9 protein-coding genes are annotated in these 13,274 nt (G+C 73.7%); 6 read left to right on the plus strand and 3 right to left on the minus strand.

The window, feature by feature from the left end; all coding sequences use genetic code 11:
• Nucleotides 1-83: 83 nt before the first annotated feature.
• The 3 genes from BM142_RS07015 to BM142_RS07025 all read left to right on the plus strand — a co-directional run bounded on the left by BM142_RS07015 (nt 84) and on the right by BM142_RS07025 (nt 3,748).
• Complete coding sequence (locus BM142_RS07015) at nt 84-515, plus strand: ATP-binding protein (RefSeq protein ID WP_254790614.1); 432 nt, start codon at nt 84-86, stop codon at nt 513-515.
• Nucleotides 516-581: 66 nt separating this feature from the next.
• Nucleotides 582-2,132: an aldehyde dehydrogenase family protein gene (locus BM142_RS07020; protein ID WP_092196062.1), complete on the plus strand. Its 1,551-nt coding sequence runs from the start codon at nt 582-584 to the stop codon at nt 2,130-2,132.
• Nucleotides 2,129-3,748: a GMC family oxidoreductase gene (locus BM142_RS07025; RefSeq protein WP_092196063.1), complete on the plus strand. Its 1,620-nt coding sequence runs from the start codon at nt 2,129-2,131 to the stop codon at nt 3,746-3,748. Before BM142_RS07020 ends, BM142_RS07025 begins: the two co-directional genes overlap by 4 nt.
• A gap of 99 nt (nt 3,749-3,847) precedes the next feature.
• Here the strand turns inward: BM142_RS07025 and BM142_RS07030 are convergent, their stop codons facing one another.
• Nucleotides 3,848-5,167: an MFS transporter gene (locus tag BM142_RS07030; RefSeq protein ID WP_254790615.1), complete on the minus strand. Its 1,320-nt coding sequence runs from the start codon at nt 5,165-5,167 to the stop codon at nt 3,848-3,850.
• Nucleotides 5,168-5,511: 344 nt separating this feature from the next.
• On the opposite strand from BM142_RS07030, the gene BM142_RS07035 reads away from it, so the two are divergent.
• Complete coding sequence (locus BM142_RS07035; protein ID WP_254790616.1) at nt 5,512-7,122, plus strand: DEAD/DEAH box helicase; 1,611 nt, start codon at nt 5,512-5,514, stop codon at nt 7,120-7,122.
• A 156-nt stretch (nt 7,123-7,278) separates the two neighbouring features.
• On the opposite strand, the gene BM142_RS07040 is transcribed toward BM142_RS07035, so the two are convergent.
• Nucleotides 7,279-9,045, minus strand: a complete 1,767-nt coding sequence (locus tag BM142_RS07040) for a sigma-54-dependent Fis family transcriptional regulator (RefSeq protein WP_217640619.1) — start codon at nt 9,043-9,045, stop codon at nt 7,279-7,281.
• Between the two features lie 165 nt (nt 9,046-9,210).
• On the opposite strand from BM142_RS07040, the gene BM142_RS07045 reads away from it, so the two are divergent.
• Nucleotides 9,211-10,854, plus strand: coding sequence for a flavin-containing monooxygenase (locus tag BM142_RS07045; RefSeq protein ID WP_092196066.1), 1,644 nt, complete (start codon nt 9,211-9,213; stop codon nt 10,852-10,854).
• 37 nt (nt 10,855-10,891) lie between these two features.
• Nucleotides 10,892-12,106 (plus strand): methyl acetate hydrolase AcmB, encoded by a 1,215-nt coding sequence (acmB, locus tag BM142_RS07050; protein WP_092196067.1) that lies wholly within the window; start codon nt 10,892-10,894, stop codon nt 12,104-12,106.
• A 107-nt stretch (nt 12,107-12,213) separates the two neighbouring features.
• Here the strand turns inward: acmB and BM142_RS07055 are convergent, their stop codons facing one another.
• Entirely contained in the window at nt 12,214-13,221 is a 1,008-nt protein-coding gene (locus tag BM142_RS07055; protein WP_092196068.1) for a sugar phosphate isomerase/epimerase family protein, read from the minus strand.
• Nucleotides 13,222-13,274: the final 53 nt, after the last annotated feature.

The raw sequence follows: 13,274 nt of genomic DNA on the forward strand, positions 1-13,274 counted from the left end.
GGCACCGCAGCGGTGCACGACCACGACCGAAACCACGGCGTGGCGGAAGGCCTGGAGTGGGTCCCGGAATCGAGGCGGTGGCTGTGGCGCTCTGGCAGCCCGCGCCGTCCCCGTTCGGTTTCCGCGAGCTCTGGTGCGAGGAGCTGCACTCGCTGGCCCAGCTGGCCAAGCTGCGGGCCCGGCTGCGGGCCACGCTCACCGGCAGTCCGACCGTGGTCCACCCGGAGCGGGAGCACTGGTCCGAGCGCCTGGTGCTGATCGCCGACGAGCTCACCTCGAACGCCCTGCGGCACGGCGGTGCCCCCGTGGCCACGGCGTTGAGCCGGACCGGCGACCGGTGGCTGCTCGCCGTCAGCGACTCCTCCACCGCCGTCCCGCCGGAGCCCGCCCTGGGCCGGGATCCCGGCCTCGGCGGCTTCGGGCTCTACCTGGTCGCCGACCTCTCGGCACGGCACGGCTGGTTCCGGGAACGGGACACGAAGACCGTGTGGGCCGAGATCGAGGCCGACGCCTGACCCCCGGTGTCGCCCACCCGGGTCTCCCTCCTGCCCGCCAAGTGACCCGCGGGTAACCTGCGCCACATGTCGCTCGTCGAGCAGATGGACACGGTCACCGACGCCGCCGCCGGCACGGTCGACCGCCACGCCACCACCCAGACCTTCGAGTCCACGAACCCCGCCTCCGGTGCGGTCGTCGGCGTCTTCCCGGTGCACGACACCGGCGCCGTCACCGAGACCGTGGAGCGCGCCCGCCCGGCCGCGGCCCGCTGGGCCGAACTGGGTTTCGACGGGCGCAGGGAGCGGCTTGCCGCCTACCGCGGCTACCTCGCCCGGCGGATGAACGAGCTCGCCGACCTCGTCCACCGCGAGAACGGCAAGCCGCACGCCGACGCGATCCTCGAGATCACCCTGGCCGTCGAACACCTGGCCTGGGCCGGCAGCCACGCCCGCAAGGCGCTGGGCTCCCGTCGGGTGAGGACCGGCCTGCTCGCGGCCAACCACGCCGCGTACCTCGAGTACCAGCCGCTCGGCGTCGTCGGCGTCATCGGCCCGTGGAACTACCCGGTTTTCACGCCGATGGGCTCGATCGCCTACGCGCTGGCCGCGGGCAACGCCGTCGTCTTCAAGCCCTCGGAGCACACCCCCGCCGTGGGCGCCTGGCTGGCCGCTGCGTGGCGCGCCGCCGTCCCCGACTGCGCGGACGCGTTCCAGGTCGTCACCGGGTTCGGCGAGACCGGTGCCGCCCTGTGCCGCGCCGGCGTCGGCAAGCTCGCCTTCACCGGCTCGGCCCCGACCGGCCGCAAGGTCATGGCCGCCTGCGCCGAGACGCTGACCCCGGTGCTCATGGAGCTCGGCGGCAAGGACGCGATGATCGTCGACGACGACGCCGACGTGGTGGCCGCCGCCGACGCCGCCGTCTGGGGCGCCATGAGCAACGCCGGGCAGACCTGCATCGGCATCGAGCGCGTCTACGCGACCAGCGCCGTCTACGACCGGTTCGTCGCCGAGGTCACCGCCCAGGTCCGGAAGCTGCGCCCCGGCTCCGACGACGAGGCGACGTACGGCCCGATGACCATGGCCTCCCAGGGCGACATCGTCCGCCGGCACGTGTCGGACGCGGCGGCCAGCGGCCGGGTGGTCCGGGGCGAGGCCGACCCGGCCCTGTTCCCCAACGAGAACTACCTCGCCCCCGCCGTGCTGCTCGACGTGCCCGACTCCTCCCCCGCCATCTGCGAGGAGACCTTCGGGCCGACGCTGTCGATCACCCGGGTGCGCGACGCCGAGGAGGCCCTCGAGCGGGCCAACGCCACCTCCTACGGCCTGGCCGGCTCGGTGTTCACGCGGTCGAAGGCCCGCGGCCTCGACCTCGCCCGTCGCATGCGCAGCGGCATGACCTCGGTGAACTCCGTCCTCACGTTCGCCTCCGTCCCGGCGCTGCCCTTCGGCGGGGTCGGCGAGAGCGGCTTCGGCCGGATCCACGGCGAGGACGGGCTCAAGGAGTTCACCCGCGCCAAGGCGATCACCCGCCAGAAGTACGCGCTGCCGGTGAACCTGATGAGCTTCGGCCGCCCCGCCTCGGCCACCGACGCGGTCGCCCGGGTCATGGGGATGATCCACGGGCGCCACCGGTGACCGCACCGGAGTCGACCGAGTTCGACGTCGTCGTCGTCGGTGCCGGGTCGGCCGGCTGCGCGGTCGCCGGCCGGCTGTCGGAGGACCCGACGCTGCGGGTGCTGCTGCTCGAGGCCGGCGGTTCCGACGACGTCCTCGAGGTGCAGATCCCGGCCGGGCTGTACAAGACCTGGCGCACCCGGCTGGACTGGAACTACACGACCGAGCCGCAGCCGGGCCTCGACGGCCGCCGGCTGTTCTGGCCACGCGGCAAGCTGCTGGGCGGTTCCTCCTCGATCAACGCCATGATCTACATGCGCGGCGGGAGGTGCGACTACGACGAGTGGGCGGAGCTGACCGGCGACCCGTCGTGGTCCTACGAGCACGTGCTGCCGCTGTTCCGGCGCATGGAGGACAACGCCCGCGGCGCCGACCGCTTCCACGGCGTGGGCGGGCCGCTGCGGGTGGAGGACCTGCGCTCGCCCCACCCGTGGACCCGCGCCGTCGTCGAGGCCGCGGTCGCCGCCGGCTACCCGCGCAACGACGACTTCAACGGCGCCGCCCTCGAGGGCGTCGGGCAGTACCAGGTGACGCAGCGACGGGGCCGCCGCTGGTCGTCGGCCGCGGCCTACCTGCACCCGGCCGGCCGGCGGCCGAACCTGACCGTCCGGACCGGCGCCCTGACGACCCGGGTGCTCGTGGAGAACGGCCGGGCGATCGGCGTCGAGTACCGCGCCGGCGGGCGGGTGCACACCGCGCACGCGGCCCGCGAGGTGGTGCTCTCCGGTGGTGCGATCAACAGCCCTCAGCTGCTGATGCTGTCGGGCATCGGGCCGGCCGACCACCTGCGCGAGGTCGGCGTCGACGTCGTCCACGACCTGCCCGGTGTCGGCGGCGGCCTGCAGGACCACCCGCTGGTGCCGGTCGTCTCCACGGTGCGGTCGGGGACGTCGCTGCGGCTGGCCGAGTCGCCGGTCAACCTGGCCCGGTGGAAGGCCACCGGCCGGGGCCCGCTCACCTCGAACCTGGCCGAGGCGGGGCTGTTCACCCGCTCGGACCCCGCGCTGACCGAGCCGGACCTGCAGTTCCACTTCCTGCCGGTGAAGTTCTGGAAGCAGGCGGAGATCGACCCGGACGCCGAGGCCTTCAGCAGCCTCGTCGTCCTGGTGCGCGTGCACTCGCGCGGATCGGTGCGGCTGCGCTCGGCCGACCCGACGTGGGCGCCGGTCATCGACGCGGGCTACCTCACCGACGAGCGCGACCTGGAGGCGCTGGTCTCCGGCGTCGAGCAGGCCCGCGGGATCGCGGCGACCGAGCCGCTCGCGTCGGTGCTCGGCGAGGAGTGGTCGCCGGGCGGCGCGGTGCAGGGCCGCGACGGGCTGCGCGCCTCGGTGCGGAACACCCTCGAGTCGCTGTACCACCCGGTGTCGTCGTGCCGGATGGGCACCGACGAGCAGGCGGTCGTCGACCCGCAGCTGCGGGTGCGCGGCATCGAGGGGCTGCGGGTGGCCGACGCCTCGGTGATGCCGACGCTGGTGCGGGGCAACACCAACGCGCCGACGATGATGATCGGTGAGCGGGCCGCGGACCTGATCCTGGGCCGCACCGTCGACCCCGTCCTGGCCGCCGCCGGCTGACGCGCCGCGCCATGATCAGGTGCCCTGATCATGGCGCGTCCTCCCCCACGGCGGGCGGTGAGGGAGGACGCCGCGCGGCGAGGGAGGACCCGAGCTCCCTCACCCGTGGGCCTGGGCGGCCGCCGCCTCCCCGCGGTCGGTCGGGCCCACGGTCGTCGCGGGCGGGGGCAGGTTCCGGCGGATCGAGATCGAGGCGGCGGCCGCCACGAGGCACAACCCGCCGGCGAGGAACCAGGCCAGGTCGTAGGAGCCGGTGACGTCGCGGATGACTCCCCCGCCGAACGCCGCGACCGCCGCGCCCACCTGGTGGGAGGCGAACACCCAGCCGAAGACGACGGGTGCGCGGGCGCCGAAGTGCTCGCGGCACAGCGCCAGCGTCGGCGGCACCGTGGCCACCCAGTCCAGCCCGTAGAAGACGATGAACGCGATCATGCTGACGTGCAGATCCGGCCCGAACAGGGTGGGCAGCGCGAACAGCGAGAGCCCGCGCAGGCCGTAGTAGGCCAGCAGCAGCACCCGCGGGTCGACGCGGTCGGTGAGCCAGCCGGAGAAGATCGTGCCGGCGATGTCGAACAGGCCGACGACGGCGAGCAGGCCGGCCGCCGTCGTCACCGGCATCCCGTGGTCGTGGGCGGCCGGGATGAAGTGCGGCTGCACCAGCCCGTTGGTCGACATGCCGCAGATGAAGAAGCCGGCCGCCAGCAGCCAGAACGGCCGTGATCGCGCGGCCAGCGTCAGGCCCTGCACCGCGGCGCGCGCGGCGCCGGCCCGCACCGGCTCCGGGTCGTCGGCGGGGGTACCGCCGTACGGGGCGACGCCGAGGTCGCGCGGCCGGTCGCGCAGCAGCCAGGCCACCAGCGGCAGGACGGCGAGCGCGGCCGCCGTCGTCCCCAGGGAGGCCGCCCGCCAGCCCCACGCGGAGTCGATCCAGGCCACCAGCGGCAGGAAGACCAGCTGACCGGCCGCGCCGCCGGCGGTGAGGATCCCCGAGACCAGGCCGCGCCGGGCGACGAACCAGCGGCCGGTCACCGTGGCCACCAGCGACAGCGCCATCGATCCGGAGCCCAGGCCGACGAGCACGCCCCAGAGCAGGACCAGCTGCCAGCTCGCCGTCATGAAGACCGTGAGCCCACTGCCCAGGGCGACCACGAGCAGCGCGGCCAGCACGACCCGGCGGATGCCGAAGCGCTCCATCAGCGCGGCGGCGAACGGCGCGGTCAGCCCGTACAGCGCCATGTTGATCGCCACGGCGGCCGAGATCGTGGAGACCGACCAGCCGAACTCCGCGCGCAGCGGGTCGATGAGCACGCCCGGCACCGCACGGAAGGCCGCAGCGCCGACCAGCGCCAGGAACGTCACGGCCGCCACCCACCACGCGGGATGGATCCGGGGCACACGCGGCGGGGCGGCGACGGTCACGCCGGACAGCATGACCCGTGGGCACCCCCGGGGACGACGCGCCGCCCGGACGAAAAGGACCGGGATCCCGCCACATCGGCCACCCGGCGCTCACCCGATGTGACGGGGGACTCCCCCAGGGTGGGACCACGCGGCGGTGATCTCTGGTTGAGTACTACGTACCGGCGCCGCCCTCGCTCATCCGGAGCGGCAGGAATCGACGTCGGGCTGAGGCTGCGCCACCTTGGTGCGCCCGGCTGACCGACGTCTCGCCGACGATGCGAGCCCGCCCTGCCCCCGCGCAGACGTGCTGGCGCTCGCGCTCGCCGAGGCTCGTGCGGCCACTCGAACGCCGAAGGACTCTCTTGACCTCCATCAGCAACTCCCCTGCCTCCTCCACCGACGGCGTCCCCCGGCGCCGTCGAGGCGGACGCGGCCGCGGCGCCCGCCCCGCCGGTGACCAGCAGGGCCAGAACCCCCAGAGCCAGAACCCGCACCGCCCGGAGCCGGCGGCCGCGGCCCCGGCTCCCGTCGTCCCCGTGGGCGCCGACGCCACCGTCCTCCCGACCGACACCACCTTCGCGGCGCTGGGCGTTCCCGCCCCCCTCGTCGAGGTGCTCACCAGCAGCGGCATCACCGCACCGTTCCCGATCCAGGTGGCCACGCTGCCCGACAGCCTGGGCGGGCGCGACGTCCTCGGCCGGGGCCGCACCGGCTCCGGCAAGACCCTCGCCTTCAGCCTCCCGCTGGTCGCCCGCCTGGCCGCCTCGGACAGCAAGCGGCAGGCCAAGCGGCCCCGCTCGCTGATCCTGGTGCCGACCCGCGAGCTGGCCAACCAGGTCGCCGCCGTCGTCGACCCGATGGCCCGCGCCCTGGGCATGAAGACGACCACGATCTTCGGCGGCGTCGGCCAGAACCCCCAGGTGCAGGCCCTCGCCGGCGGCATCGACGTGCTCATCGCCTGCCCCGGCCGGCTCGAGGACCTCATCGGCCAGGGGCACTGCGACCTCGGCGCCGTCGAGATCACCATCCTCGACGAGGCCGACCACATGGCCGACCTGGGCTTCCTGCCCGGCGTCAAGCGGCTCATGGACCGCACCCCCAAGGTCGGCCAGCGGCTGCTCTTCTCCGCCACCCTGGACAACGGCGTCGACGTGCTCGTCAAGCGCTACCTGAGCAACCCGGTCACCCACTCGGTCGACCCCGCCGTGGCACCGGTCAGCACCATGACCCACCACGTGCTGCAGGTGCAGACCGCCGACAAGGCCGAGGTCGTGCGCCAGCTCGCCTCCGGTCTGGGCCGCAGCGTGCTGTTCACCCGCACCAAGCACCAGGCGAAGAAGCTCGCCAAGCAGCTCACCGCGTCGGGCATCCCAGCCGTCGACCTGCACGGCAACCTCAGCCAGAACGCCCGCGAGCGCAACCTCGAGGCGTTCACCACCGGCGCCAGCCGGGTGCTGTGCGCGACCGACATCGCCGCCCGGGGCATCCACGTCGACGACGTCGCACTCGTCGTCCACGTCGAGCCGCCGGCCGAGCACAAGGCCTACCTGCACCGCTCGGGCCGCACCGCGCGCGCGGGCGCCGAGGGCGCGGTCGTCACCGTCTCCACCCCCGACCAGGCCGGCGAGGTCCGCACCCTGGCCCGCCAGGCCGGCATCACGCCGAAGGTCAGCGCCGTGCGCCCGGGCGCGCCCGAGATCGAGGCGCTCACCGGCCCGGCCGCCCCCTACGTCGAGCCGGCGCCGGTCGTCGAGCAGCCGCAGGGCAACGGCGGTGGGCGCCGTCGCAACGGCGGTGGCTCCGGTCGCGGCTCCTCCGGCGGCGGCACGCCCAAGGCCGGGTCCTCCGGCGGCTCGCGCGGAGGCTCCGGCCGCGCGTCCGGCCCGGCGCGGACCCGCGCCGAGCTCGCCGCCCGGGCCGGGAGCTCGTCGGCGGCGTCCTTCAGCGCCCGCTCGCGACGCGGCGGCCGCTGACCCTCGGCCCCTCCGGCCGCCCCTCGGCCCGTCCGGCCGCCCCTCGGCCCGTCCTCCCTCACCGGAGAGCGTCCTCCCCCACCGTCCGCGGTGAGGGAGGACGCGCCATGATCAGGTTCCCTGATCATGGCTCCGCGGGCGGGGAGCCCGGGCCCGTCAGGCGTCGGTGATCGCGTAGGTCGTGATCTTGCGGTAGAGGGAGCTGCGGGACATCCCGAGCGAGGCGGCCGCGCGTGCCCGGTTGCCCCGGCACCGCGCCAGCGCCGCCACGATCGCGTCCCGCTCCACGGACTCGAGCGGTGTCAGCGTGTGCCTGCTGCCGGACGTCCGGCACCAGGCCGGCAGGTCCTCGGGCCGGATCTCGCCGACCGGGTGCTTGCGCAGCGCCTCCGCGAGGGCCTCCCGCAGCTGGACGAGGTTTCCCGGCCACGGATGGCGGCCGATCAGCCGGCCGGCCTCGGGGTGCAGCCGCACCCGCCGGTCGGGTGCGAGCTCGGTGAGCAGGGAGGCGACGATCCCCGGCAGGTCGTCGGTGCGGAAGCGCAGCGGTGGCAGGGTCACCGCCTGCTGGAACTCCCCCAGCACCGCCTGGAACGGCAGGTCGAGCCCGGTGCTGGCGTCGCTCAGCGTCGCCGCGACCAGGTGCCGGTCCGGGTCCAGGGAGCCGAGGAACGCCGGGAGCCGGGCGGCCAGGTCGGCCCCGATCCGGTCGAGGTGCCGCAGCACGACCAGCGTGCGCGCCGGGCCCGTCTCCGGGAGTGCCTCCCGCACCACGTCCTCGACCTCGCCCGCCACCACGGCACCCGCGGGATGGCGGCGGCCGAACAGCTCGGCGACCAGCGTGCTCCGGCCGGTTCCCGGCTCACCCATGACGAGCAGCCGGTCGCCGCGGCCGAACGCGGCCCCGATCTGCCCGCACGCCGCGACCCACGCGGGTGACCGGCCCCCGGGCGCGGGGGGCGGTGGTGCCGGACCGCCCACCCGGGTTCCCGGCACCGCGGGCCGCGACCGGCCGGGCTCGTCGTCCAGAAGCAGCACGATGCCGGCGACCTCCTCCCCGGCCAGGATGCGCGTCGCCCGCAGCCGCACCGTGCGGCCGGACTCCAGGACGACGGACTCCGCCACCCGGTCCCGCCGGCTCATCAGGAACAGTGCGTACTGGTGGACGGCGAACTGCTCGGCGGGTGAGTAGAGCTGCTGGGCCCGCCGGTTGACCATCAGCGAGTCGCCCACGGCCATGACGGCCTGCCGGGGTCGGGCACCGGCCTTGACGAACGTCTCGAAGAGGGCCTGCTGCGCCTGACTGCGGTCCAGCAGCAGGTTGCGGCCGATGTCGGCGGCGGCGCGCCGGACGAGCGTGTGCATCAGCGGCGTCCAGGTCTCGGCGAGCGAGCTGACGTCGAGCACCCCTTCGACCCGGCCCGTCGCCGGGTCGACGACCGGCGCCCCGGTGCAGGCGAACCGCACGAGCGCCTCGGTGAAGTGCTCCGCGCCGACGACGGCGACCGAGGACCCCGTCTCGAAGACCGTCCCGATCCCGTTGGTCCCCACGCCGCCCTCGCCGAAGTCGAAGCCGGCGGTGAAGTCGACCCGGTCGAGCTGGCGGCCGACCGAGGTCGAGCAGTCCAGCCGGTGCACGATCCGGGCCTGCGCGTCGGACAGCGCGATGGCCACCGGCACGTCCACCATCTCGCCGGCCAGCCGGTCGATCACCGGGCGGGCGCAGCGGACGAGCCGGGAATCCAGGTCGACGTCGTCGTGGTAGCTGATCCGGTACTCGTCGGCATCGACGCCGGCCGACCGGCTGCGCCGCCAGGACGCCGCCACCACGTCGCGGACGCCGGCCGCCCCCGCGGCGCCGCGCTCGAGGAACTGCGCCCGGGCCGCGGCCACGAGCCGGGGGTCGTCCGCTCGCAGGTGCACGGTCACCTCCACGGCGTCCCCGTCCGGCCACGGTGCCGCACGGGTGGCGACCGGCGGCGGGAGCCCCCCGGAACTGTCCCAAACTGGGACGGTCCGCCGCGGGGTCCGACGCCGACGATGTGGTCTCGAACGTGATCCAGACCACAGCGAAGGGTAGGGCACCAGATGAGCGTCCAGGCAGACGTGCGCCCCGGCATCGACGACACCGCCGCGACCCGTGAGCTCGACGCCCTGATCATCGGCGCCGGGGTGGCCGGTCTCTACCAGCTGCACCAGTTGCGCGGGCAGGGACTGCGGGTGCGCGCCTACGACGCCGCGGACGACGTGGGCGGCACCTGGTTCTGGAACCGGTACCCCGGCGCGCGGTTCGACTCCGAGGCCTACATCTACCAGTACCTGTTCGACGAGGACCTCTACAAGAACTGGAGCTGGAGCCAGCGGTTCCCCGACCAGCCCGAGATCGAGCGGTGGCTGCACTACGTCACCGACCGCCTGGACCTCCGCCGCGACATCCAGTTCGGCGCGACGGTCACCAGCGCACGGTTCGACGAGGAACGGGGCCGGTGGACCGTCACGACCGACCGCGGCGAGACGGTCGACACCCGGTTCCTCGTCACCTGCGCCGGGATGCTGTCGGCGCCGCTGACCGAGGTCTTCCCCGGGCAGGAGACGTTCCGGGGCACCGTCGTGCACACCTCGCGCTGGCCGGCCGACGGCGTCGACCTCGACGGCAAGCGGGTCGGCGTGGTGGGGATCGGCGCCACCGGCATCCAGGTGATCCAGACCATCGCGGGCCAGGCCGGGCACCTGACCGTCTTCGCGCGGACCCCCCAGTACGTGCTGCCGATGAAGAACCCGCACTTCGAGGCTGACGACGTCGCGGCCTACAAGCAGCGCTTCCCCGAACTGCGGGAGACCCTTCCCCGCACCTTCACCGGCTTCGAGTACGAGTGGGCGCACACCTGGGCCGAGCTCACCCCCGAGCAGCGCCGCGAGGAACTGGAGGAGATCCACGCCAACGGCTCGCTGAAGCTCTGGCTCGCCTCGTTCTCGGAGATGTTCTTCGATGCCGAGGTCAACGAGGAGATCTCGGAGTTCGTCCGGGAGAAGATGCGCGACCGGCTGCAGGACCCGCGGCTGTGCGACGTGCTGATCCCCACCGACTACGGCTTCGGCACCCACCGGGTCCCGCTGGAGACCGACTACCTCGAGGTCTACCACCGCCCGGACGTCGAGCTGGTCAGCGTCCGCGACAACGCCATCACCCGCGTCGTCCCCGAGGGCGTGGTGCTGGCCGACGGGACGGTCCACGAGCTGGACGTGCTGATCCTGGCCACCGGCTTCGACGCCGGCACCGGGGCGCTCACCCGCATCGACATCCGGGGGCGCGGCGGCCGCTCGCTGACCGAGGACTGGGGCCGCGACATCCGCACCACCATGGGGCTGATGGTCCACGGCTACCCCAACCTGCTCACCACCGCCGTCCCCCTGGCGCCGTCGGCGGCGCTGTGCAACATGACCACCTGCCTGCAGCAGCAGACGGAGTGGATCAGCGATCTCATCGCCCACCTGCGGGCCACGGGGAAGACCGTCATCGAGCCGACCAAGGACGTCGAGGACGCCTGGGTGGCCCACCACGACGAGACGGCCGGCGCCAACCTCATCTCCCGGACGTCGTCCTGGTACCTGGGGGCGAACGTGCCGGGCAAGCCCCGCCGCGTCCTCTCCTACACCGGCGGGGTCGGCGCCTACCGGGACAAGTGCACCGAGGCGGCCGCATCCGGCTACCCCGGCTTCGAGATCCGCTGACCCCCACCCATCCCGCACCCCTCACCGGAGGACTGCCATGACCCACCCGTTCAGCACCGATGCCGACGCGATCCTCGACCGCGCCGTCCGGGCGGAGGCCCCCGTCGCCGGGGTCGTCGCCATGGTCACCGACCGCGACGGCACCGTGTACGAGGGCGCCGCCGGCGCCCGCCGCCTCGGCGGCGACCAGCCGATGACCGCCGACACCGTCTTCGCCCTCTTCTCCACGACCAAGGCCATCACCGCCACCGCCGCGCTCCAGCTCGTCGAGGAGGGGCGCCTCGACCTGGACGCCCCGGCCGCGACCTACCTCCCCGAGATCGGCGAGCTGAAGGTGCTCGACGGCTTCGGGGACGACGGTGCCCCGCGGCTGCGCGAGCCGAAGCGGGAGATCACCACCCGGATGCTGCTGACCCACACCGCGGGCTTCGGCTACGACTTCTTCAACGAGCACTACAACCGGCTGGCCGAGGACCACGGGCAGCCGAGCGTCATCACCGCCACCAAGGCCGCGCTGACGACCCCGCTGCTGTTCGACCCGGGCGAGCGCTGGGAGTACGGCAGCAGCCTCGACTGGTGCGGGCAGGTCGTGGAGCGGCTGACCGGCGACCGCCTCGGGGACGTCTTCGCCGCCCGGATCTTCGGGCCGCTCGGCATGACCGACACCGGGTTCGAGCTCCGGGACGACCAGCGGACCCGGCTGGCGACGATGCACGCCCGGGGTGCGGACGGCTCGCTCACCCCGATGGAGTTCGAGCTGCCCTCGTCGCCGGAGGTGCACATGGGCGGGCACGGGCTCTACGGGTCGGTCGGGGACTACATGCGTTTCCTGCGGATGTGGCTGAACGACGGCCGGGGCGAGGACGGCGTCGTCCTCCGGCCGGAGACGGTGCGGATGGCCGTGCAGAACCACCTCGGGGACCTCAAGGTCACCGGGCTCCCCGGGGTGATCCCGTCGCTGTCCAACGACGCGGAGTTCTTCCCCGGGATGCCGAAGTCCTGGTGCCTGCCCTTCATGATCAACGACGAGGCGGCCCCCACCGGCCGGCCCGCCGGCGCACTCAGCTGGGCCGGGCTGGCCAACCTCTTCTACTGGATCGACCGCGACAACGGGTACGCCGGCTTCTGGGCCACCCAGATCCTGCCGTTCGGGGACGCGACGTCCTTCGGCAGCTACCTGGAGTTCGAGACGGCCTTCTACTCCTCGCTCGCCGGGCGCGACCGGCAGCCGGAGGTGGCCGCCGCGCAGTGAGCCGCCCGCTCGCCGTCCTCCCTTCCCGTGGCGCGTCCTCCCCCACCGTCCGCGGGAAGGGAGGACGCGCCATGATCAGGTTCCCTGATCGTGGCCGGGCGGGCGGGTCAGTTGCCGCTGGCGAAGGCCGAGTCGAAGGCCGCGGACGGCGGGTCGAACGCCAGCCGGCGCACGAACTCCAGCGCCTCGGGTGCGCCGACCAGGCGGTCCATGCCGGCGTCCTCCCACTCCACCGAGATCGGCCCGTCGTAGCCGATCGTGTTGAGCATCCGGAAGCAGGCCTCCCACGGGACGTCGCCGTGCCCGGTGGACACGAAGTCCCAGCCGCGCCGCGGGTCCGCCCAGGGCAGGTGCGACCCCATCCGCCCGTTGCGTCCGTTGCCGACCTGCTTCTTCGCGTCCTTGCAGTCGACGTGGTAGATCCGGTCCTTGAAGTCCCAGATGAAGCCCACCGGGTCGAGGTCCTGCCAGACGAAGTGCGACGGGTCCCAGTTCAGCCCGAACGCCTCGCGGTGCCCGATGGCCTCCATCGTCCGGACGGTCGTCCAGTAGTCGTAGGCGATCTCCGACGGGTGCACCTCGTGGGCGAAGCGGACGCCGACCTCGTCGAAGACGTCGAGGATCGGGTTCCACCGGTCGGCGAAGTCCTGGTATCCCTCGTCGATCATCGACTCGGGCACCGGCGGGAACATCGCCACGGTCTTCCAGATCTTGGACCCGGTGAACCCGACCACGGTGTTCACGCCGAGCTTGGCCGCGGCGCGGGCGGTCAGCTTCATCTCCTCGGCCGCCCGCTGCCGGACGCCCTCGGGGTCGCCGTCGCCCCAGACGCGCGGGTGGACCATGCCGCGGTGCCGCTCGTCGATCGGGTCGTCGCAGACGGCCTGGCCGTTGAGGTGGTTGGAGATGGCGAAGACCTGCAGGCCGTGGCGCTTCAGCAGCTCCAGCTTCTCCTGCACGTAGGCGTCGTCGTTCGCGGCGCGCTCGACGTCGAGGTGGTCGCCCCAGCAGGCGATCTCCAGGCCGTCGTAGCCCCAGCCGGAGGCCAGCCGGCACATCTCCTCGAAGGGCAGGTCGGCCCACTGGCCGGTGAACAGGGTGACGGGACGGGGCATCAGCGGTCTCCTCGGTCGCGGGGGACTCTCGGCGCGGAAAGTCCCGGGAATGG

It is taken from the genome of Blastococcus tunisiensis (assembly GCF_900112815.1).
GTDB lineage: Bacteria > Actinomycetota > Actinomycetes > Mycobacteriales > Geodermatophilaceae > Blastococcus_B > Blastococcus_B tunisiensis.

What these genes read in the sequence shown, in the direction of transcription:
- BM142_RS07055 (WP_092196068.1), bottom strand. Translation starts at nt 13,221, where the DNA reads ATGCCCCGTCCCGTCACCCTGTTCACCGGCCAGTGGGCCGACCTGCCC.
- BM142_RS07020 (WP_092196062.1), top strand. Translation starts at nt 582, where the DNA reads ATGTCGCTCGTCGAGCAGATGGACACGGTCACCGACGCCGCCGCCGGC.
- BM142_RS07045 (WP_092196066.1), top strand. Translation starts at nt 9,211, where the DNA reads ATGAGCGTCCAGGCAGACGTGCGCCCCGGCATCGACGACACCGCCGCG.
- acmB (WP_092196067.1), top strand. Translation starts at nt 10,892, where the DNA reads ATGACCCACCCGTTCAGCACCGATGCCGACGCGATCCTCGACCGCGCC.